The following is a 17,597-nucleotide window of genomic DNA, read 5'->3' on the forward strand; positions in this document are numbered from 1 at the left end:
CACCTTGAGCAGCACCGCAGCACGGGCCACCGACCAGGGCCCGGACCAGGACCGTGTCTGGACGGTGTCCGAGCACCTCGACGACATCCTCGGGCACATCCACCCGCTGGAGCCGATCGAGCTGCAACTGCTCGACGCCCAGGGCTGTGTCCTGGTCGACGACATCACCGTCCCCGTCGCCCTCCCGCCCTTCGACAACAGCTCCATGGACGGCTATGCCGTGCGGATCGCTGATGTGGCGGCCGCCACGAGGGACCACCCCGCGGTGCTCACCGTCATCGGCGATATCGCGGCGGGCAGCGGTGAGCTGCCCGCCGTGGGCCCCGGCGAGGCGGCCCGGATCATGACCGGTGCCCCGGTGCCGCCCGGCGGGCAGGCCGTGGTCCCCGTGGAGTGGACCGACGGCGGCCTGGACAACGGGCCGGTCACCACCATGCCGACGCGCGGTGAGGGCCCGGACGGCGGCAGTGGCAGGGTGCGGGTCTACCGCCCGGCCAAGGAAGGCCAGCATGTGCGCACCCGGGGCAGCGACGCGGGCGCGGGCGAGCTGGCGCTGCGCGCCGGTACCGTCCTGGGGCCGCCGCAGATCGGGCTGCTGGCCGCCATCGGCCGCGCCACCGTCAAGGTCCGCCCGCGGCCGCGGGTCGTGGTGCTGTCCACCGGCAGCGAGCTGGTCCAGCCCGGCGAGGAGGCCGGTCCCGGCCGTATCCACGACTCCAACAGCTACCAGCTCACCGCCGCCGCCCGGGACGCCGGTGCCATCGCCTACCGGGTCGGCGCGGTCGCCGACGACGCGGCCACCCTGCGCGCCGCCGTCGAGGACCAGCTGCTGCGCGCCGACATCGTGGTCACCAGCGGCGGTGTCAGCGTCGGCGCGTACGACGTGGTGAAGGAGGCGATGCACGAGGTCCGGTTCCGCAAGCTGGCGATGCAGCCCGGAAAGCCCCAGGGCTTCGGCCGTGTCGGCCGCGACGCCACCCCGCTGCTCGCACTCCCCGGGAACCCGGTGAGTTCGTACGTCTCCTTCGAGCTCTTCGTGCGCCCGGTCATCCGCACCATGCTGGGCGGCGGCGAGATCCACCGGCCCCTCGTGCGGGCGGTGTGCCCCGAGGGCGTCGAGTCCTCCCCGGAGGGCAGGCGCCAGTTCCTGCGCGGCTGGTACGAGCCGTCGGCGGGGGCGGAGCCGGGCACCGTCACCCCTGTGGGCGGTGCGTCATCCCATCTGATCAAGGCCATGGCCCAGGCCAATGCGCTGATCGTGGTCCCCGAGGAGGTCACCGCGGTGGCCCCCGGCACCGATGTGGACGTGCTCCTGCTCACCTAGGACGCCGCCACGGCGGGTACGGTGTCGTCCCACAAAAGCCGCGCGGCCCGGACCGGGAGAACGATGAGCAGCGCCCAGGACCATCTCACCCACCTCGACCAAGCGGGCGCCGCGCGCATGGTCGACGTCTCGGCCAAGGACGTCACCGCGCGCACCGCCCGCGCCAGCGGCCGTGTCCTCGTGGCGCCGCGCGTGGTCGAACTGCTGCGCGGCGAAGGCGTTCCCAAGGGCGACGCCCTCGCCACCGCCAGGATCGCGGGCATCATGGGCGCCAAGCGCACCCCGGATCTGATCCCGCTATGCCATCCGCTCGCGGTGTCGGGGGTGACGGTGGATCTCACCGTCGCCGACGACGCGGTCGAGATCATGGCCACGGTGAAGACCACCGACCGTACGGGCGTGGAGATGGAGGCCCTGACCGCCGTCTCCGTCGCCGCCCTGACGGTGATCGACATGGTCAAGGCGGTCGACAAGGGCGCCGTTGTCACGGACATCCGGGTGGAGGAGAAGACGGGCGGGAAGTCCGGCGACTGGAGCCGGACATGACCGGCTCACCGCCGCCGCGCCGCCGGGCCCTGGTCATCACCGCCTCCAACCGCGCCGCCGCCGGCGTCTACGCCGACAAGGGCGGTCCGCTGATCGCCGAGGGGCTGGCCGAGCTGGGGTTCGCGGTGGACGGCCCGCGGGTGGTGCCCGACGGCGATCCGGTGGAGGCGGCGCTGCGGGAGGCGGTGGCCGCCGCGTACGACGTGGTCGTCACCACCGGCGGTACCGGGCTCACCCCCACCGACCGCACCCCGGAGGCCACTCGCGCCGTCCTCGACCGTGAGGTCCCCGGTATCGCGGAGGCCATCCGGGCCGAGGGGCTCGCCAAGGTGCCCACCGCCGCGCTCTCCCGGGGGCTCGCCGGGGTCGCGGGCACGACCCTGGTCGTCAATCTCCCCGGCTCCACCGGAGGAGTGCGCGACGGGCTCGCGGTCCTCGGCCGTGTCCTGGTGCACGCCGTGGACCAGATCCACGGCGGCGACCACCCCAGACCCGCCGGATCCGCCGGTCCCGCCGGGAGCACGCACTGAACGCCCCCTGGCCGGTCGTGCTGGCGGACGGCGATACGGTCCTCCGCCCGATAAAGCTGCGAGACCAGCGCGCCTGGCGGGAGGTCAACCAACGCAACCGGGAGTGGCTACGGCCCTGGGAGGCCACCATTCCGCCACCCCCGCCGGGCGGCCCCGTCACCCACCGGCCCACCTACCGGCAGATGGTCCGTCATCTGCGCGCCGAGGCGCACGCCGGGCGGATGCTGCCGTTCGTCATCGAGTACCGGGGGCGGCTGGCGGGGCAGTTGACGGTTGCCGGGATCACCTGGGGCTCGATGTGCTCGGGCCATGTCGGCTACTGGATCGACGAGGCGGTGGCCGGGCGCGGGGTGATGCCGACCGCCGTGGCGCTCGCGGTCGACCACTGTTTCCGCACCATCGGACTGCACCGGATCGAGATCTGCATCCGCCCGGAGAACGTGCCCAGCCGGCGGGTGGTGGAGAAACTCGGATTCCGCGAGGAGGGGCTGCGGCCCCGCTATCTCCACATCGACGGGGCATGGCGCGACCATCTGGTCTTCGCGCTCACCGTCGAGGAACTGTCCGAAGGGCTGCTGGCGCGCTGGCACCGGACTCGACCAGGGGCATCACAGAAATAAAATATCTGTTCGAATTAAGCCGGTACATTTCCAGACCGGTCATCCCATCAATCACAAAAAACTTTCGAGATATCAGCCAGATCGTGCGACACACCGCGCCAATTGGCGGATGGCCTCGCGCGGACCCCTCTACCGTGTGACCGTGAGCAGCAGTGGCCTCATCTACGCAGTCATCGTCGGGGCCTGGGCCGCCTATTTGGTGCCGATGTGGCTTCGGAGGCAGGACGAGCTGAATGAGGCCCGTCCGACGGAACGCTTCAGCACCGCCATCCGGCTGCTGTCCGGACGGGCGGGCATGGAGCGCCGTTACGCCAAGGGGCTGGAGGACGAGCGCCGGGGGAGCCCGGAGGACCCGGCGGAGCGCACCGCCGAGGACGCGGACGCCCCCGAGGCCGGGGGCGGCGCGGCCGCGCCGGAGCACTTCACGACCGACCCGGACGCGTTGACCGACGCGATCGACGTCCGGGCCTTCGCCGACCCCGTAACCCTGCGTGCGCCCGTCCCGACGGCCGTCGCGGCAGCTTCCGCCGAGGGCACCGCTCCGTCCGGTGCGAAGGCCGGTCGCGCTGGCTCCGCACTGGACCGTGGACGGCGCGCGCGAGTGCTCGCACGCCGCCGCCGCACCACCGTGATCCTGTTCATCGCCTTCACCCTCGGCGCGATCGTGGCGGGGATCGGCGGACTGGCCTTCCTGTGGGCGCCGGGTATCCCGGCCATACTGCTCAGCGCGTATATCGCCTATCTGCGCAGCCAGGAGCGCCGCCGCTTCACCTTCACCATGGACCAGCGCCGTGCCGAGCAGGCCGCGCAGCGCCTGCGCGAGCGCCGCCCGCGCCCCCACCCCTCCGACGCGGCCGTGTCCGACAGCGGCGGCCCCGCCGATCCGCCCGCCTCCGCCGAGACCGAGCCCGCCGCGGCACCGGCGGCCTCCGCCCGCGCGGCGGGGCGCCGGGCGCTGGTCGAGCAGACCGACCACGCGGAGTGGGTGGACCAGGAGCGCGAGCGTGAGCGCGGTCCGGCCGCCGGAGACGGCTGGGAGCCGGTCCCCGTGCCGCTGCCGACCTACGTCACCGCGCCGGTCGCCCCGCGTGCCACCGGCAGCGTCGATCTGGCCGCCCCCGACGCCTGGAGCTCCGCCCGCTCCAGCACCGTCGAACCCGCCCACGACCCCGCCCCGGCTCCGTCCGCGGAGCCCGCCCAGCGCCCGGCCGCCTCCTCCCGCGGCCCCCGCGAAAGCGGCCGCACCCCGCTGTTCGACCAGTACGCCGACGAGGAGCGGCCGCGTGCTGCCAACGAGTGATGCGCACTCCACTGACCTGGGCGGAACGGATTTCCAAGCAGCCTGCGCGGGATGCTAGAGTTTCACTCGTTGCAAGGGCCTGTGGCGCAGACTGGTAGCGCACCTCGTTCGCATCGAGGGGGTCAGGGGTTCAAATCCCCTCAGGTCCACCGCAGCTCAAAGCCCCCGCCGGAGAAATTCGGCGGGGGCTTTCTGGTGCCGTACAGCAGCGAAATACGGCAACTCCCTCCGACCGGCGGATGTGACGGGTGTCATGCGGTCGGGGCCGTGCACCGATCGCTCTGCCGGAGAAGCGTGGGGGGAAAACGGGTCGTTGCCGGGAGGGGCGCGGGCCTAGCGTGCGGGCATGCTCACTTCAGCTCTTGCCTTCGCCGGTGTTGCCGCGCTGATCAATATCACTCCGGGTCTGGACACCTTGCTGGTGCTGCGGACCTCCGTCTCCCAGGGGCGCACCGCCGGTCTTGCCTCCGCGCTCGGGATCCTCACCGGATGTGTGGTGTGGGGTATCGCGACCGCCGTCGGGCTCACTGCGCTGCTGACCGCCTCGCGGTTCGCGTACGACACCCTGCGGATCGCGGGCGCCGCGTATCTGGTGTGGCTCGGGGCCTCGGCGCTGTGGCGGTCGAGGAGGGCGGCGGGTGACGAGAGCTCGCAGGTGCCGGGTGCGTTCGCCGAAGCGGAGCCGCGGGGGCGGTGGGCCGCGTTCCGGGCGGGGGTGGGGACCAATCTGCTCAACCCCAAGGCCGGGGTGTTCTACATGAGCCTGATACCGCAGTTCACCCCGCACGGGGAGTCCGTGTTCACCATGACGCTGCTGCTCACGGCCATCGATATCGTCGAATTGGCCATCTGGTACTGGGTGGTCTCGGGCGCCGCTTCGGCGCTGGCGGACCGGCTCAGGCGGCCCGCCTTCCGGCGGCGGATGGAGCAGGTCAGCGGGATCGCCTTCTTCGGTTTCGCCGCCAACCTGCTGGCCGACCGGGGCAGGGCCGCCTGAGGTCGCGTCAGGCCGGCTTCGCTGTCAGCCAGGTGTGGACGGCGGCGACATCGGTGAAGAAGTTCGGGCCCGGGGAACCGCAGGGCTTGCCCGCGGTCTCCATCCCGAAGCTGAAGACGCCCACCACCTCAACGCTGCCGTGCCGCCGGGCCACCAGCGGGCTGCCGCTGTCCCCGGTGCAAGCCACCGTCCGGCCGCCGCGGCCGCACAGGACCGATGCGCCGTCCACCGGGGCCGGGGTGGCCGGGGCGCAGGAGGCGTCCGGCCGCGTCCGGTAGGTGCCGCGGCGCAGGACGTCGCCACGGGTGGCGGGGCCGGTGAGACCGTGGCCGTACAGGGTGGCGGTGGCACCGGACGACGGGGCGGTACGGGCGACGGGGAGCGTCGGGACACCGCGCACCGGGCGGTCGAGGGTGACCACCGCGATGTCGTACGCCGCGCTGGAGGCCGCGGGGTTGTCCGGGTCCTGCGGGGAGGGCAGCAGCCGGTAGCGGGGGTGGACGGCGGCGCCCGCGATTCCCGCCACCCGGCCGGGATCCCCGGACAGCACCCGCGCGCCGATGTGGTACTCGCCGCTCCGTGGCAGATCGTCGACGGTGACGCAGTGCGCGGCGGTGAGCACCTTGGTGGGGGCGATCAACGCGCCACCGCATGAGGCGCGTTGGAGCAGCGGTGCGTCGCCCTTGACCGCGAGGGTCGCCATCCACGGCGCCTCACGGTCGTCATGGACCTTCTCTCCGCCCGCGATGGCGTGTGCGCCGGTGGCGGGGAGAGCCGTGGCGGCAGCCGCCGCGAGCAGGGTGCCCATTGCGGCGGCCGTCCGCCGGACGCGTCGGCCGTGCGCCCGCGTGGCCCTCGGGTGCTTCCGGCCGCGCTCGTGCTCGCGCCCGTGCTCGGGCTCTTTGTCGTTCGGATGGTTCAACACCCCTCCACCGTCGCGTTCCCGGCGGCGGTGCACCTCAGGGGCCGTCCCTGAAACGACCCGGAGACCCGACCTCAACTCCCCTCGGGGACAGACCTCCCCCGTGTCCTGTTTTCGATGGCGCCGTTCAGCCGTTCGATGTCATGGAATCGTGCGGACGGCGTTCGTGTTGTGTGCGGGCCGGGCCACGGGTGAGCGTCCTGGACGGGAGCCCAGGCATAGTAGATGCCTGTTCCAGTCAGTGGACCGTGGCGCGAAACCACCGCACCACCGCACAGCACAGCAGCACACAGCACAACTCAGGGGGAGAGGGCTTCATGCCACTCATACGACGTTCCGCCGTGGCGGCCGCCGCGGTGACCGCGCTGCTCGCGGTCTCCGCCTCGGCCTGTGGACCGGGTGAGGACAAGGCCGGTGCCGAGACCAACGCCTCGGATTCCAGCGGTGATCAGCAGGCCAAGGACGGAATCAAGCTGCCCGAGGGCGTTCCGACGAGTCTGGAGGACCTGAAGGAGTGGAAGGAGGGCGGCTGGAAGGACTGGGACAACTGGGCGCGCAAGGCGTCCGAATTCGCCAATCCCGTCATCAAGAACTTCTGGCAGCCGTCCCGGATGGCCAAGGCCGAGGACGCGCCACACACCGCCTCCGCGCAGACCACCGGTCAGAACCAGCCGACCACCGACCCCGAGCCGCCCGCGGTTCCGGCCAAGCAGGTCTCGCGGCCGTACCACCAGAACATGGCGCCCGTCGGGAAGGTGTTCTTCGACAGCCCCGACGGGCCGATGGTGTGCTCCGGCACGGTCGTCGACGATCCGGCCCATCCGGGCAAGTCCAACCTGGTGTGGACCGCGGGCCATTGTGTGCACTCCGGCAAGAAGGGCGGCTGGATGCGCAACATCGTGTTCGTGCCGTCGTACAACGACAAGGGGCTGTCCGCCCGCAGCACGCAGACCGCCGCGCAGCGGGACGTCAGCCCGTACGGCGTGTGGTGGGCCGACTGGTCGCAGACCTCGTCGCAGTGGATCGACACCGGCGGCAAGACCGGCGGGATCAGTTCCGCTTATGACTTCGCGGTGCTGCGTGTGAAGCCGGAGAACGGCGGCGGCAAGTCGCTCCAGGAGACGGTCGGGGCCGCGGTGCCGGTGTGGTTCGGGGCGCCCTCGGCGGACCGCGTCAGCTCGATCGGGGCGTACGGATATCCGGCGGCGCCGCCCTACGACGGCGCGAAGATGTTCAACTGCACCAGCCGTCCGGGCAGGCTGTCGTTCTCACCCACCTCGCCGACGATGTACCGGATCGGCTGCTCGATGACCGGCGGCACCTCCGGCGGCGGCTGGTTCGTGAACCACAAGGGCAAGACCGTGCTGGTGTCCAACAGTTCCATCAGCTCCTCCGGGCACACCTGGCTCGCGGGTCCGCATCTGGGCACCGAGGCGAAGGGTGTGTTCAACGCCATCAGCAAGAAGTTCGGCACCAAGGGGTGAGAGGGCGCAGGACGGGACCCGCTCCATGGCCGGAGCGGGTCCCGTCGCCTCCCCACCACTCTCTCAGCGAATCCGCATATTCATGCCGGAGATCGCATGTCTATGCGATAGTGGTCGACGCGGGATTTTTCTGTCGTATCGTGCCGTGGTGCTCACCGTGACGACCGTGAATGTGAACGGGCTGCGCGCCGCGGCCAAGAAGGGCTTTGTGCCCTGGCTCGACGGCACCGCGGCCGATGTGGTGTGCCTCCAGGAGGTACGGGCCGAACCCCATGAGCTGCCCGAGTCCGTACGGGAGCCGGACGGCTGGCATGTGGTGCACACCCCGGCGGCGGCCAAGGGACGGGCCGGGGTGTCGGTGTACGCGCGGCGTGAGCTGGAGGCGGTGCGGGTCGGCTTCGGGTCCTCGGAGTTCGACGGCAGCGGCCGCTATGTGGAGGTCGATCTGCCCGGCGTGACCGTCGGCAGCCTCTACCTCCCCTCGGGTGAGGTCGGCACCGAGCGGCAGGACGAGAAGGAGCGCTTCATGGCGGAGTTCCTTCCGTATCTGAAGGAGCTCCGCGAGCGGGCGGCGGCCGGTGGCCGGGAGACGCTGGTGTGCGGCGACTGGAACATCGCCCATCAGGAGGCCGACCTGAAGAACTGGAAGGCCAACCGGAAGAAGTCGGGCTTCCTTCCGGAGGAGCGCGCCTGGCTGTCACGGGTGCTGGACGAGGCGGGATACGCGGATGTGGTGCGCGCGCTGCACCCGGAGGTCGAGGGTCCCTACTCGTGGTGGTCCTACCGGGGCCGGGCGTTCGACAACGACGCGGGCTGGCGCATCGACTACCAGCTCGCGACGGCCGGGCTGGCCGGACGAGCGCTCAAGGCCGTCGTGGAGCGCGCCGCCGCGTACGACCAGCGGTGGAGCGACCACGCGCCGGTGACCGTCACCTACGGCTCGGCTCACTGACCGTCGGCACCGGCTCCCTCGCCATCGGCCCGTTCGCGCAGCCACGCCTCGACGCCCTCCCGCATCCGCCGGTCCATGGCCATCGACAGCTCCGCGTCCACCACGGCCTTGGCCAGCGGTCGCAGCCGTTCCACCGTCTCGCTGATCCGGGCGGTGTGCTCCGCGTCCGGCCCCGGTCCGTCCGCGCCCTCCGCCATGAGGTCGGCCAGCACATGGGTGCACAGCACCGCGGTGAAGGTCTCGGCGATCGCGTCCACGTGGCCGCGCAGTTCGCGTCCGGCGGCGAGTACGGCGGCCAGTGGCACACCGCGCTCCACCAGGGTCTGCGAGGCGTCCAGCAGCCGTCTGCTGATGTGCACGATCTCGTCGCCGTCGACCCGGAGATAGCCGATGTCGAGCGAGGCGCTGAGGTTCTCCGGGGTGACCTCGCCTTCGAAGTAGTCGGCGAGTGCCTCGGGAGTGAGCCGGACCGGGGTCTCCTCGGACCAGGTGGGCATACCGTCCAGGCCGAGCAGTTCACCCACGTCCCGGCGGCCGCTCTCGAAGGCGGTCATCAACTCCGCGATCCCGCCCAGGGTGTGGCCGCGCTCCAGCAGCGCCGCGATCGTCCGCAGCCGGGCCAGATGGTGGTCGTTGTACCAGGCGATACGGCCTTCCCGGCGGGGTGGCGGGATGAGTTTGCGCTCCCGGTAGAAGCGCAGGGTGCGCACGGTGATACCGGCCTTGTCGGCCAGTTCGCCCATCCGGTACTCGGCCACCTCGTCCGCTCCCCTCGTCACCACAGGGGCAGCCTATGCGCCCGCCGTTGGGTGCGACCGCCGGTAACTTCCTTGTCCACAGCCCCTACCGCTCAGTTGTGCCCCTGCCGTACGCTCCCATCGTGCCAGTGATTGCTGGCATGGTTCCGAGTGTTGCGGGAGGCGGCGGCATGGCTGGGCTGACGCGTGAGCACGTACGGGTGGCGGTGATCGGATCCGGGTTCGGCGGGCTGGGGGCGGCCGTACGGCTGCGCCGCGCGGGCATCACCGACTTCGTGGTCCTGGAGCGGGCGGACGCCGTCGGCGGGACCTGGCGCGACAACAGCTATCCGGGCTGCGCCTGCGATGTCCCCTCCCACCTCTACTCCTTCTCCTTCGCGCCCAACCCCGACTGGCCGCGCAACTTCTCCGGGCAGCGGCACATCCGCGCCTATCTGGAGCGCGTCACCGACACCTTCGGGCTGCGCCCGCATCTGCGCTTCGGCGCCGAGGTGCGGTCCCTGCGCTGGGACACCGCCGCGCTGCACTGGGAGGTCGAGACCGTACGCGGCACCCTGACCGCCGATGTGGTGGTCAGCGCCACCGGACCGCTGTCCGATCCGCAGATCCCGGACATTCCCGGTCTTGACGGCTTCCCCGGCAAGGTCTTCCACTCCTCCCGCTGGGACCACGGCTTCGCGCTGCGCGGCAAGCGGATCGCGATGGTCGGCACCGGCGCCTCGGCCATCCAGATCGTCCCCGCCATCCAGGAGGAGGTGGGCCGGCTCACCCTCTTCCAGCGCACCCCGCCCTGGGTGCTGCCCCGTATGGACCGCCGGATCAGCGGTGTCGAGCGCTGGCTGCACGGCAAAATCCCGGCCACCCGCGCACTGCGCCGCGGGGGGCTGTGGGGGCTGCGCGAGCTCCAGGTCGGCGCCTTCACCAAGCGGCCGAACGAACTCGGGCTGATCGAGCGGCTGGCCGCGGCCCATATGCGGAGCGCGGTCAAGGATCCGGGACTGCGCGCCGTGCTGACCCCCGACTACCGCATCGGCTGCAAGCGCATCCTGCTCTCCAACGACTACTACCCGGCGCTGACCCAGCCGCATGTGGATGTGGTCCCCGCCGGGCTGAGCGAGGTGCGCGGTTCGACCCTGGTGGCCGCCGACGGCACCGAGACCGATGTCGACGCGATCGTCTTCGGCACCGGCTTCCATGTCACCGACATCCCTATCGCCCACCGGGTGACCGGGGCGAACGGCACCACGCTCGCGGAGGAGTGGAAGGGCGGGATGGAGGCGCTGCGCGGCAGCAGCGCGGCCGGATTCCCCAACTTCCTGACCATCATCGGCCCCAACACCGGGCTCGGGAACAGCTCGATGATCCTGATGATCGAGGCTCAGCTGAACTACATGACCGACTATCTGCGGCAGTTGGACGTCCTGGGCGGCAAGGTCGCGCTGGACGCCCGGCCGTCGGCGGTGCGCGCCTACAACAACATGATCCAGCGGCGGATGGAGCGCACCGTCTGGAACACCGGCTGCGACAGCTGGTATCTGGACCATGGGCGCAACACCACCCTGTGGCCCGGGTCCACCGGTGAGTTCAAGAAGGTCACCCGGCGGGTGGACCTGGCCGAGTACACGGTGCTTCGGCCCGCGGCGGTGCCCGCCAAGGTCACCGTCTCCACCGCCGACGCGGGGCGGGGATCCCGGTGAGCCGGCGGTCCGCCGCCCTCGCCTCCGGCCCGTACGCCCCGCCGGTCCCGGAGCGTGAGCAGACCGTGATCTCGGCCGACGGCAGTCGGCTCCACGCCGAGCTGTACGGCCCCGAGGACGCCCCCGCCGTGGTCCTCGCCCATGGCTGGACCTGCTCCACCGCCTTCTGGGCACCGGTGCTGCGCCGGCTGAGCGCCGATCACCGGGTGGTGGTGTACGACCAGCGCGGCCACGGCCGCAGCCCGGCCCCGGGACCCGGCGGCTACAGCACCGAGGCGCTCGCCGACGACCTGGTGGCCGTGCTGGACCAGGCGCTGCCGCCGGGGCGGCGCGCCGTGGTGGTGGGCCATTCCCTGGGCGGGATGACGGTGATGGCCGCCGCCGGACGTCCGCAACTGCGCGAGCGCGCCGCCGCGGTGGTGCTGTGCAGCACCGGCGCCGCACGGCTGGTGGAGCGGGCGCGGGTGGTGCCGCTGCGCGCCGGGCGGCTGCGCACCCGGGTGCAGCGCGCGGTGCTGGGTTCGCGCGCCCCGCTCGGCCCGGTCAACCCGCTCGGCAAGCGGGTGCTGCGGTACGCGACGATGGGGCGCGGCGCGGAGCCCGCCATGGTGGAGGCGTGCGCGCGGATCGTGCACGCCTGCCCCCGTATCGTGCGCGCCGAGTGGGCCCATGTGCTCGCGGAGCTGGATCTCGACGCGCGGATCGCCGAACTCACCATGCCCGTGGCCGTGATCGTCGGCACCGCCGACCGGCTCACCCCGCCCGAGCATGCCCACGCCCTGGTGGCCGGGCTGCCGCGGTGCACGGGCCTCACCGAGCTGCCGGGGCTCGGCCATATGACCCCGGTCGAGGATCCGGCGGCGGTCAGCGGTGTGATCCGCGGCCTCGCCCTCGCCCATGGACAGCCGGCAGAACCGGTTGTGGAAGCAGCCCCCGACGCGGAGGAGCAGACGACATGAGTGCGCGCAGGAGCCTGGACGGCAAGGTCGCGGTGGTGACGGGCGCGGCGCGGGGCGTCGGCGAACTGCTCGCCCGCAAGCTGTCCGCGCGCGGTGCCCGGGTGGCGCTGGTGGGGCTGGAACCGGACGGGCTCAAGCGGGTGTCGGAGCGGCTGATGACCGAGTCCGACCACTGGTGCGCCGATGTCACCGACTCCGAGGCGATGGCGCGGGTGGCGCGGGAGGTCGTGGAGCGCTTCGGCTCGGTGGACATCGTCTGTGCCAACGCCGGGGTGGGGCAGGCCGGTCCGTTCCTGGACACGGACGAGACGGACTGGCGGCGGGTGATCGAGGTCAATTTGCTGGGCAGTGTCACCACCGCGCGTGCGTTCCTGCCCGCGCTGATCGCCAGCCGTGGCTATCTGCTCCAGATCGCCTCGCTCGCCGCGATCACCCACGGGCCGATCATGACGGCGTACTGCGCGTCCAAGGCGGGGGTCGAGGCGTTCGCCCACTGTCTGCGGGCCGAGGTGGGTCACCGCGGGGTGCGGGTCGGGGTCGGCTATCTCAGCTGGACCGACACCGACATGGTGCGCGGTGCCGACCGGGACGAGGTGATGCGGGAGTTGCGGCAGCGGCTGCCCTGGCCCGCGAACCGCACCTATCCGCTGGGCCCGGCCGTGGACCGGCTGGTGGCCGGGATCGAGCGCCGGTCGGCGCATGTGTACGCGCAGTGGTGGCTGCGTGGAATGCAGTCGGTGCGCGGCTATCTGCCCGCGATCATCGGGACCATGGGCGGACGTGAGATGCGCCGCGCCGAGCCGCGGCTCGCGGCCACCCGCGGGGAGCGCGGCGGTCTGCTGGGGGAGGGCGGGGCGGCGGACGAGCGGGCCCGCGCGGTGGGCACCCAGCGTCACCGGTAACGCTGTGTGGTCCGTGCTGACCTGCGCCTTCTCCATGAACACCGATCCGACATGCGGAGCGTGTCGCTGCGTGTAACTCTGGTCGGGCCCGACCCCCTTCACCCGATGAGGAGTGACACTCATGGGCACGAGCGACGAGTTCAACGAGAAGGCTCAGCAGGGCAAGCGCAAGGCTCAGGGCGAGCGGAGCCGCCAGCAGCAGCGCGGTCAGAAGTCCGGTGAGCGCATGGAGGAGCGCGCCCGTCAGGACATGGGTGCCCGCCCCCAGGACCGGCCGCGGAACCGGCCCCAGGACCGTGAGCAGGCGCAGGCCAAGAGCCAGGAGCGCCGTCAGCAGGGCCAGGGCAGCATGAGCCAGGAACGCCGTCAGCAGGGCGAGGGCAGGGAGACGCGGGAACAGCAGGAGCCCTTCGAGGAGATGTGACCTCCCGCGGCTGACGCCGGGGCGCCGCCCGGCCGGAGCCGAAGGGCAGCAAGGGGCGTGTCCGACGCGGGACACGCCCCTTGGCCGTGCGGCCGGTGTGGCTCAGTTCCCCTCGCGCGGCGGCAGTTTGGGGCGCCGCAGATCCGGGACGTCCGAGTAGTCGGGCGGTGTGGCCGCCGGATGGCGCTCCAGCAGATCCAGTGCGGTACGGACCGCGATGCCCAGCTGCGGATGGCGTCCCTCGGCCCAGTCCAGCGGGGAGCGGAGCACCTCGATGTCCGGCTCCACACCGTGGTTCTCCACGCCCCACCCGTAGGCGTCGAACCACGCGGCGTTCATCGGCACGGTGATCGCCGTACCGTCGGCGAGGAGATGACGGCCGGTCATCCCGACCACCCCGCCCCAGGTGCGCCGCCCCACCACCGGGCCGATGCCCTGGAGCTTGATCGCCGCGGTGATCATGTCGCCGTCGGAGGAGGTCATCTCGTCGGCGACGGCCACGATCGGCCCGCGCGGCGCGTTGCTGGTGTAGGACACCGGCTGCGCGTTGCGGGTGAGGTCCCAGCCCATCACCGTGCGGGTGAGCTTCTCGACCACCAGCTCGCTGATGTTGCCGCCCGCGTTGCCCCGGACGTCCACGATCAGCGCGGGCAGCGACATCTCCCGGCGTAGGTCCCGGTTGAACTGGGCCCAGCCCGAACCGCCCATATCGGGGATGTGCAGATAGCCGCACCGCCCGTCGCTCAACTTCCGGACCACCGCGCGGCGTTTGGCCACCCAGTCCTGGTAGCGCAGCGGCCGGTCGTCGATCAGCGGGACGACCGCGACCCGGCGCGGCGGCCCCTCCCCGTCGGCCGATACGAAAGTGAGCTCCACCGTGGTGCCGCCCGCGGCGGTCAGCAGCGGATACGGCCCCGCCAGCGGATCCACCGGGCGTCCGTCGACATGGGTGAGCGTGGCGCCCTCCCGGATGCCCGCCCCCGCCAGCGGTGAGCGCGCCCGGGAGTCGGAGGACTCCCCGGGCAGGATGCGGGAGAGGACCCAGGCGCCGTCCTTGGTGCGGGTCAGGTTGGCGCCGAGCAGTCCGATGGGGCGCTGGTAGTGGGCCGGGCCCTCGTTGCGCCGCGCGGGGCTGACATAGGCGTGGGAGGTGCCCAGTTCGCCCATCACCTCGCGCAGCAGATCGGCGAACTCGTCGGGGGAGGCGACCCGTTCGACCAGCGGTCGGTACTGGTCGAGCACCGCGTCCCAGTCGATGCCGCACATCCGGGGCTCCCAGAAGTAGGCCCGGGTGATCCGGCCCGCCTCCTCGTACGCCTGCCGCCACTCGGCCGCCGGATCGACGGTGTGCTGGATCCGGCGCATGTCGATGTGGACGGTGGAGTCGCTGTCGCCGGACTCGGTGGCGGGCACCGCGCGCAGATCGCCCTCGTCGTAGACCACCAGCCGGGTGCCGTCGCCGCTGACCGCGAACCAGTCCAGCTCGTCTGCGAGTTCGGTGCGCTTGGCCTTGGCCAGGTCGAAGTGTTCCAGGGTGGGGCGGGCGGAGGTGTCGGCCGGATTGGCGAACGTCTCGCCGAGCGCACCGGAGATCGGCCAGCGCAGCCACACCAGCCCACCGCCGCTGACCGGGTACAGCGAGGAGTACTTGGAGGCGGGCACCGGGAAGACGGTGACCCGGCTCGGCAGCCCCTCCACCTCGACCGTGACGGTGCCGTCGCCCTCGGCCGTGTCGTCGTCCGGGTCGAGCCCGCCCGCCGCGGGGCGCCCCTCGGGGGACAGCGCGAAGGGGGAGGGAGTCGCGGAGGACAGCGGTACGAGATAGGGGCGGCAGCCGAGGGGGAAGGAGAGGTCGCCGGTGTGCACGTCGTAGACCGGGTCGAAACCGCGCCAGGAGAGGAACGCCAGATAGCGGCCGTCGCTGGTGAAGACCGGTTCCTCGTCCTCGAACCGGCCGTTGGTCACATCCACCGTGGTCCGGTCCGACAGCCGGGCGATCTTGATCGAGCGCAGGGAACGCCCGATGCCCGGATGGGACCAGGCCAGCCAGGCGGAGTCGGGGGAGAAGGCGAGATCGCCCACCGGGCCGTTGAGCGACCGCACCAGCTCGGTGACCTCGCCGTCCCCGTCCGGGGAGGTGTCCACCAGCAGCAGCCGTCCGTCGTGGGAGGCCACCGCGAGCCGGGTTCCGTCCGGGGCGGGCTCCACCTCGTGCACCCGGCCCAGCTTCCCGGCGGCCAGCCGCCGCGGTTCGCCGGTCTCGGTGGCCCGCGGCAGATACCCGATCTGTATCGCGTCCTCGCCCTCGGCGTCCGTCACATAGGCCACCCGTCCCGTGGAGCCCAGGATCGCGGGCAGCCGCACCCGGACCCCGGGGGTGTCGGCGAGGGTGCGGGCTGGGCCGTCGCGGTGGGTCAGCCAGTACAGGCTGCCGCGGACGCACACCGCGCTGGCCCGCCCGGTGGCGTCCACCGACAGCGAGTCGACATGGGAGGCGGCCGCCACCTGGTAGGGCCGCCGCCCGGCCCGCGGTCCGCCCAGCCGTACGGCCAGTCTGCGCGGTACGGCGTCCGGGGCGAGGTCGTCCACCAGCCACAGCTCACCGGCGCACTGGTAGACCACGCGGGAGCCGTCGGTCGAGGCGTGCCGGGCGTAGAAGTCCTCGTGGTCGGTGTGGCGGCGCAGATCGGAGCCGTCGGGCAGACAGGAGTAGAGATTGCCGATGCCCTCGTGGTCGGAGAGGAAGGCGATCCGGCCGCCGACGAACATCACCGAGTCCAGATGGCCGCCCAGGTCGGGCACCAGCCGGGTGCCGTGCAGCCACAGCCGCCCCATCGCCCCGCCCCGGTAGCGCTTCCAGGAGGCGGGCTCGTGCGGCGGCTTCCCGGTGAGCAGCAGGGTGCGGTGCTCGCCGTCCAGATCTGCCACCGCGATGTCGGAGACCGGCCCCCAGGGCAGCCGCCCGCCGGGGCTGCCGTCGGTGGACAGGCTGTAGGCCCAGGAGAAGTAGGAGAAGGGCTGGCCGTGGGAGGAGACGGCGAGGATCTGGGAGTGGCCGTCGGCGTCGGGGGGCGTCCAGCCGCAGACCCGGGCGTCCGTACTGCCCCAGTAGGTCAGCCGCCGGGACGGGCCGCCGTCCACCGGGGCGAGGTAGATCTCCGGATCCAGGGTGCGCCAGGTGGTGTAGGCGATCTGCGAGCCGTCGGGGGAGAACCGGGGATGGCCCACCCGGGTGCGGTCCACGGTCAGCCGCCAGGCCCGCCCCGGGGCCTCCCCCGGGGCGGCCAGCGGCGCCACCCACAGATCGTCCTCGGCGGCGAAGCAGAGCAACTCGCCGTACAGATGCGGATATCGCAGATATGCGGTGTCATGATCGCTGCCAGGGCGGGGTGGTTCGCGGTGTGCGTCGCTCACTCCACCCATGTTTTCGGGCTCGGCGACCGGGAGCAACTCGGTTCTGTGATGGACACCACGATCGAAACGGCTCGGTTTCGTTAGTGGGAGGCTTATGCTGATGGGGTACGAAACCGTTTCGTTCGGAGGGAGGCGCGCCATGCAGGCGACGGACCAGCGGACAGAAGACCGGCCCACCGTCCGGGTGCGCCGCAGTCGTCTCTCCGCCGAGCGTGAGCGTGAGCTCTACGAGGCCGTGGTCGAGATGCTCCAGGAGGTGGGGTACGACGCGCTGACGATGGACGCCGTCGCGGCCCGCACCCACTCCAGCAAGGCCACGCTGTACCGCCAGTGGAAGAGCAAGCCGCAACTGGTGGCCACCGCGCTGCGGGGCACCAAGCCCGTTCTGCTCGAGGACGTCGACACCGGATCGCTGCGCGGCGACCTGCGCGAGATCGTGCGGTGCTCGGGGCCCTCCCGGGAGCGGGACACGGCGCTGATGAGGGGACTCGCCCAGGCCGTCCATGAGAACGAGGACCTCCAAGAAGCCCTGCGCGAGTTGCTGATCTACCCCGAGATCGAGGCGCTCAACGCACTGCTGGGCCGTGCCGTCGACCGGGGTGAGATCGCCGCCGACGCGCCCGCTCTGCGCTACATCGCGCACATCATGTGCGGCGCGTACATCGCCCGCCCGTTCATCGAGGCGAAAGAGCCCGATCTCGAGTATCTCGAGGACTTCATCGATGCCGTGATTCTCCCCGTTCTCGGCGCCTGACCCCACCGGACTCC

General features: G+C 71.9%; 16 protein-coding genes and 1 tRNA gene. 14 read left to right on the forward strand and 3 right to left on the reverse strand.

What is annotated here, in order from left to right; genetic code table 11:
* Positions 1-4 precede the first annotated feature (4 nt).
* The 7 genes from glp (at position 5) to JK363_RS20355 (ending at position 5,317) form a co-directional block, all read left to right on the forward strand.
* Positions 5-1,324, forward strand: a complete 1,320-nt coding sequence (gene glp / locus JK363_RS20325; protein ID WP_201876391.1) for a molybdotransferase-like divisome protein Glp — start codon at positions 5-7, stop codon at positions 1,322-1,324.
* Positions 1,325-1,387: 63 nt separating this feature from the next.
* Positions 1,388-1,870, forward strand: a complete 483-nt coding sequence (moaC, locus tag JK363_RS20330) for a cyclic pyranopterin monophosphate synthase MoaC (protein WP_201876392.1) — start codon at positions 1,388-1,390, stop codon at positions 1,868-1,870.
* Complete coding sequence (locus tag JK363_RS20335; protein ID WP_201876393.1) at positions 1,867-2,400, forward strand: MogA/MoaB family molybdenum cofactor biosynthesis protein; 534 nt, start codon at positions 1,867-1,869, stop codon at positions 2,398-2,400. The genes moaC and JK363_RS20335 overlap by 4 nt, the downstream gene beginning before the upstream one ends.
* A complete protein-coding gene (locus JK363_RS20340; protein WP_201876565.1) occupies positions 2,397-3,020 on the forward strand; it encodes a GNAT family N-acetyltransferase in 624 nt (207 codons plus the stop codon). Before JK363_RS20335 ends, JK363_RS20340 begins: the two co-directional genes overlap by 4 nt.
* A 142-nt stretch (positions 3,021-3,162) precedes the next feature.
* Positions 3,163-4,320, forward strand: a complete 1,158-nt coding sequence (gene sepX / locus JK363_RS20345; RefSeq protein ID WP_201876394.1) for a divisome protein SepX/GlpR — start codon at positions 3,163-3,165, stop codon at positions 4,318-4,320.
* 75 nt (positions 4,321-4,395) lie between these two features.
* Positions 4,396-4,469 (forward strand) — tRNA-Ala (locus JK363_RS20350).
* 197 nt (positions 4,470-4,666) lie between these two features.
* Positions 4,667-5,317, forward strand: coding sequence for a LysE family translocator (locus tag JK363_RS20355; protein ID WP_201876395.1), 651 nt, complete (start codon positions 4,667-4,669; stop codon positions 5,315-5,317).
* 7 nt (positions 5,318-5,324) lie between these two features.
* Here JK363_RS20355 and JK363_RS20360 read toward each other — a convergent pair whose 3' ends face one another.
* Positions 5,325-6,239, reverse strand: coding sequence for a S1 family peptidase (locus JK363_RS20360; protein WP_236075967.1), 915 nt, complete (start codon positions 6,237-6,239; stop codon positions 5,325-5,327).
* Positions 6,240-6,556: 317 nt separating this feature from the next.
* Here JK363_RS20360 and JK363_RS20365 point away from each other — a divergent pair, with 317 nt between their 5' ends.
* Positions 6,557-7,723, forward strand: coding sequence for a trypsin-like serine peptidase (locus tag JK363_RS20365; protein ID WP_201876396.1), 1,167 nt, complete (start codon positions 6,557-6,559; stop codon positions 7,721-7,723).
* A gap of 148 nt (positions 7,724-7,871) precedes the next feature.
* Positions 7,872-8,675, forward strand: coding sequence for an exodeoxyribonuclease III (locus tag JK363_RS20370; RefSeq protein ID WP_201876397.1), 804 nt, complete (start codon positions 7,872-7,874; stop codon positions 8,673-8,675).
* On the opposite strand, the gene JK363_RS20375 is transcribed toward JK363_RS20370, so the two are convergent.
* On the reverse strand, positions 8,669-9,418 hold the full coding sequence (locus JK363_RS20375) for a MerR family transcriptional regulator (RefSeq protein WP_201876567.1): 750 nt from the start codon (positions 9,416-9,418) through the stop codon (positions 8,669-8,671). The two genes, JK363_RS20370 and JK363_RS20375, sit on opposite strands and share 7 nt — an antisense overlap.
* Positions 9,419-9,603: 185 nt before the next feature.
* Here JK363_RS20375 and JK363_RS20380 point away from each other — a divergent pair, with 185 nt between their 5' ends.
* From JK363_RS20380 to JK363_RS20395, 4 genes are all read left to right on the forward strand, one after another.
* The gene (locus JK363_RS20380) at positions 9,604-11,130 is read left to right on the forward strand and encodes a flavin-containing monooxygenase (protein ID WP_201876398.1); all 1,527 of its coding nucleotides are present in this window, start codon (positions 9,604-9,606) and stop codon (positions 11,128-11,130) included.
* On the forward strand, positions 11,127-12,089 hold the full coding sequence (locus JK363_RS20385) for an alpha/beta fold hydrolase (RefSeq protein WP_201876399.1): 963 nt from the start codon (positions 11,127-11,129) through the stop codon (positions 12,087-12,089). The genes JK363_RS20380 and JK363_RS20385 overlap by 4 nt, the downstream gene beginning before the upstream one ends.
* A complete protein-coding gene (locus JK363_RS20390) occupies positions 12,086-12,991 on the forward strand; it encodes an SDR family oxidoreductase (RefSeq protein WP_201876400.1) in 906 nt (301 codons plus the stop codon). Before JK363_RS20385 ends, JK363_RS20390 begins: the two co-directional genes overlap by 4 nt.
* A gap of 121 nt (positions 12,992-13,112) precedes the next feature.
* On the forward strand, positions 13,113-13,415 hold the full coding sequence (locus JK363_RS20395; RefSeq protein WP_201876401.1) for a hypothetical protein: 303 nt from the start codon (positions 13,113-13,115) through the stop codon (positions 13,413-13,415).
* A gap of 102 nt (positions 13,416-13,517) precedes the next feature.
* Here the strand turns inward: JK363_RS20395 and JK363_RS20400 are convergent, their stop codons facing one another.
* Positions 13,518-16,838, reverse strand: a complete 3,321-nt coding sequence (locus JK363_RS20400; protein WP_201876402.1) for a S41 family peptidase — start codon at positions 16,836-16,838, stop codon at positions 13,518-13,520.
* Between the two features lie 130 nt (positions 16,839-16,968).
* Here JK363_RS20400 and JK363_RS20405 point away from each other — a divergent pair, with 130 nt between their 5' ends.
* Complete coding sequence (locus JK363_RS20405) at positions 16,969-17,583, forward strand: TetR/AcrR family transcriptional regulator (RefSeq protein ID WP_201876403.1); 615 nt, start codon at positions 16,969-16,971, stop codon at positions 17,581-17,583.
* Positions 17,584-17,597 lie beyond the last annotated feature (14 nt).

Origin of the sequence: Streptomyces coffeae, assembly GCF_016741875.1 — a bacterium.
GTDB lineage: Bacteria > Actinomycetota > Actinomycetes > Streptomycetales > Streptomycetaceae > Streptomyces > Streptomyces coffeae.

Excerpts from the sequence above, each read along its gene's own strand:
- JK363_RS20375 (WP_201876567.1), bottom strand. The coding sequence starts at position 9,418 with ATGGGCGAACTGGCCGACAAGGCCGGTATCACCGTGCGCACCCTGCGC.
- JK363_RS20355 (WP_201876395.1), top strand. The coding sequence starts at position 4,667 with ATGCTCACTTCAGCTCTTGCCTTCGCCGGTGTTGCCGCGCTGATCAAT.
- JK363_RS20390 (WP_201876400.1), top strand. The coding sequence starts at position 12,086 with ATGAGTGCGCGCAGGAGCCTGGACGGCAAGGTCGCGGTGGTGACGGGC.
- moaC (WP_201876392.1), top strand. The coding sequence starts at position 1,388 with ATGAGCAGCGCCCAGGACCATCTCACCCACCTCGACCAAGCGGGCGCC.
- JK363_RS20335 (WP_201876393.1), top strand. The coding sequence starts at position 1,867 with ATGACCGGCTCACCGCCGCCGCGCCGCCGGGCCCTGGTCATCACCGCC.
- JK363_RS20365 (WP_201876396.1), top strand. The coding sequence starts at position 6,557 with ATGCCACTCATACGACGTTCCGCCGTGGCGGCCGCCGCGGTGACCGCG.
- JK363_RS20395 (WP_201876401.1), top strand. The coding sequence starts at position 13,113 with ATGGGCACGAGCGACGAGTTCAACGAGAAGGCTCAGCAGGGCAAGCGC.
- JK363_RS20380 (WP_201876398.1), top strand. The coding sequence starts at position 9,604 with ATGGCTGGGCTGACGCGTGAGCACGTACGGGTGGCGGTGATCGGATCC.
- JK363_RS20400 (WP_201876402.1), bottom strand. The coding sequence starts at position 16,838 with ATGGGTGGAGTGAGCGACGCACACCGCGAACCACCCCGCCCTGGCAGC.
- JK363_RS20405 (WP_201876403.1), top strand. The coding sequence starts at position 16,969 with ATGCAGGCGACGGACCAGCGGACAGAAGACCGGCCCACCGTCCGGGTG.